Below are 2,964 nucleotides of genomic sequence, written 5' to 3' on the forward strand. Positions count from 1 at the left end.
CTGTGCGACACGTCGTCGCGATCACCACTCCGTGGGAACAGTAGAAATGGTGCAGCAACAAGCACCTTTGAAACGCCATCTAAACTGCAAGCCAATCGATAACTCTTTGATTCTTAGGAATTTTTAAGAGGGCAGCCTTGAGCAAACATCGTGGGCTCTCTAATTGCGTCCAGCGCAAATAGTACTCCACGTCCGGCACAAAACCTTAAATATTTGCAATTTCCTCACTACAACGATCAGTCCGCTGACCGCTCAGTGATGTTATTGCGGATTTATTTTGCTCACAAAGCAGGTTAAGTGTTGTCGTAATACAACGAAAAAATCAGGAAAACCTCAGATCTTGAAATCTACTCGTTAAAGAAACGTCCCGTACCCGGGACGTGGAAGACAAAGCTATCCATAGCTCTGGACATGGCTGCTGTATCACAAACAAGATCGCGCAACGCTCTACGATGTCTTGTCGTACCTAATCAGACCAAGTCTTAGTCTGATTGGTGCTGCGACCGAGTGTACGACCACTCGTTGCCTACTCGGGCATGCGTGACTGGTAACGGTCAGGTGTGAAGCCCCGATGACAATGTACCCCCGCCTAGGCGGCACATACCTTACGCAAGTAAGGCTGTGGACACTGTTAGCAGCAAGACGGTGAAGGGGCTAGGCAAATACTGCATGGGTAACATACCGTGAACTGACGTCTGAACCCTCGTAAATATAAACAGGCCCAAGCTGCTTCTGGCCTGAACCAAACAGTACGTGATTGGTTATTCCTGTGGTTCCTGGGAATACGTCGTCTTCTAATCACCGGGGGAGAGTCAGACCCTAAACAGCTAGTCACGATGTAGTCAATCGTGTCGACATCATAGGGAACGTGGTAAACCCGACTCGCCGCCAATCTGGTAGTTACCAAGTTGGCAAGCGACCCGCAAGGGAAGCCCATGGCGGAGCGGGTATGGGATGACGGAAAAAGCGAAGGCTGGGCTGTAATGGCCTAGATAGGGATTCTAAATTTGTCCCGACACGAAAGTGTGCAGACTTCCGTCTGGTGCAATAGTCGTCAAACGACTGGATAGGCAAAACGTAGTTTTTCACAATAACCCCGAAGGGATGTAGTCGATCCCTTCGGGGAGAGAGTGCGTCCTCGGCGGGTACCACTACCACGAGGTACAGCAATGGAAGTAATAACCAGCAGTTTGGACAATTCTGCGTCCTCGCGCATTCCTCTCGAATGGGCTGCCATTGACTGGCAACGCGTTCAGAAGAATGTGAGAGCCATGCAGATTCGCCTAGCGAAGGCAACAAAGGACAGCGACTGGCGTCGGGTGAAAGCCCTACAACGGTGGTTGACCCGCTCGTTTTGCGCGCGAGCGCTAGCAGTTAAACGGGTGACCGAAAATCAAGGCAAGCGGACGGCCGGTGTGGACCAGCAACTTTGGGACACGCCGCCACAAAAGTTTGCAGCAATTGCGGAATTAAAGAAGCGACGGTACCGGCCCCTGCCTCTGCGTAGGGTTTACATCCCTAAGGCCAATGGGAAGGAACGCCCATTGGGCATCCCCACCATGAAGGACAGGGCCATGCAAGCGTTACATTTGCTGGCCCTTGATCCGGTTTTAGAGACCCTGAGCGATCCAAACTCGTACGGGTTTAGAAAAAATCGCTCTACGGCCGATGCAATGTCACAAATCTTCCTCCAGACTTGCCGGAAGTCATCGGCGCAATGGGTACTAGATGCGGACATTGAAGGCTTCTTTGATAACATCAACCACAAATGGTTACTTAGCAAAGTCCATATGGACAAAGCTGTGCTCCATAAGTGGTTGAGCTCTGGGGTAATTGACCGGAAGCAATTGCTCGCTACCACAGCAGGAACACCGCAGGGTGGAATCATCAGCCCTGCATTGGCAAACTGGACGCTGAATGGATTGGAAACGGGTCTAATTTCACACCTCCGGACGAAATTTGGACCATCGAAGTTAGCTAAATTGAAAGTCGGTGTGACTCGATACGCTGATGACTTCGTTGTGACAGGCGCTTCACAAGAGCTGCTGGAACTCGAAATCAGGCCTTGGATCGCCACATTTTTGGCCGAACGTGGGTTGCGGCTATCAACAGCCAAAACCAAGATTGTGCACATCGATGACGGCTTCGATTTCCTTGGATGGAATTTCCGCAAATACAATGGGAAATTGCTTATCAAGCCTAGTAAGAAAAACGTGAAAGCGTTTTATAAAAAGCTTAGGAACACCATTAGCAACAGTCTCGGACTTACTCAGGTAGCTCTAATAAACCTGCTGAACCCGATGCTACGCGGCTGGGCGCAATATCACAGTTCTGTAGTAGCTAAACAGGCGTTCTCTCGCTTAGAGTGGCTGCTGTTTTGGCGGCTCATGCGGTGGGCGAAACGCCGACATCCAAACAAGAGCGTTGATTGGCTCCGCCAGAAATATTGGCGATCAGTCGGCGATCGGAACTGGGTGTTTGCGGCAGATGTGGATGTTGATGGTACGAAAAATGCAATAGAACTATACTCGCTTGCTGGGACTCCCATCCTGCGACACAAGAAAGTCAAAGGGGCGTACAACCCTTACGACATACACGACGAAATGTATGGCGAAACTCTCCGTCAGGAACGTATGTTGAAAAACATGCGGTATCGGAAGGAATGGGCCACGCTATACATTGCGCAAAGTGGCTTGTGTGCACACTGCGGCTTCGCGATGGATGTGGATACAGGGTGGCATGACCATCACATCCAACCAAGGGCGGCAGGGGGCTCTGATGCTCTCAGAAATCGCGTACTATTGCATCCAGAGTGCCATCAGCAGGTCCATAGTCTTGACATAAAAGTTACGAAACCGGTTCCTGCATAGGAACTTATATTGTGCTTGAGCCGTGTGCGGTGAAAGTCGCACGCACGGTTCTTAGGGGGGAGGGGTTCTGGCAACAGACCCTTCCTACCCTACC

Annotated in this window: 1 protein-coding gene; it reads left to right on the forward strand. The window is 50.7% G+C overall.

Going from position 1 to position 2,964, the window contains the following annotated elements:
* The first annotated feature begins 1,169 nt into the window (after window positions 1-1,169).
* Window positions 1,170-2,870 carry a group II intron reverse transcriptase/maturase gene (ltrA, locus tag ACFQUU_RS29095; RefSeq protein ID WP_382252104.1) on the forward strand — a complete coding sequence of 567 codons (1,701 nt, stop codon included), beginning with the start codon at window positions 1,170-1,172 and terminating at the stop codon, window positions 2,868-2,870.
* Window positions 2,871-2,964 lie beyond the last annotated feature (94 nt).

It is taken from the genome of Herbaspirillum sp. GCM10030257, assembly GCF_042666555.1.
Classification (GTDB): Bacteria; Pseudomonadota; Gammaproteobacteria; order Burkholderiales; family Burkholderiaceae_D; genus Noviherbaspirillum.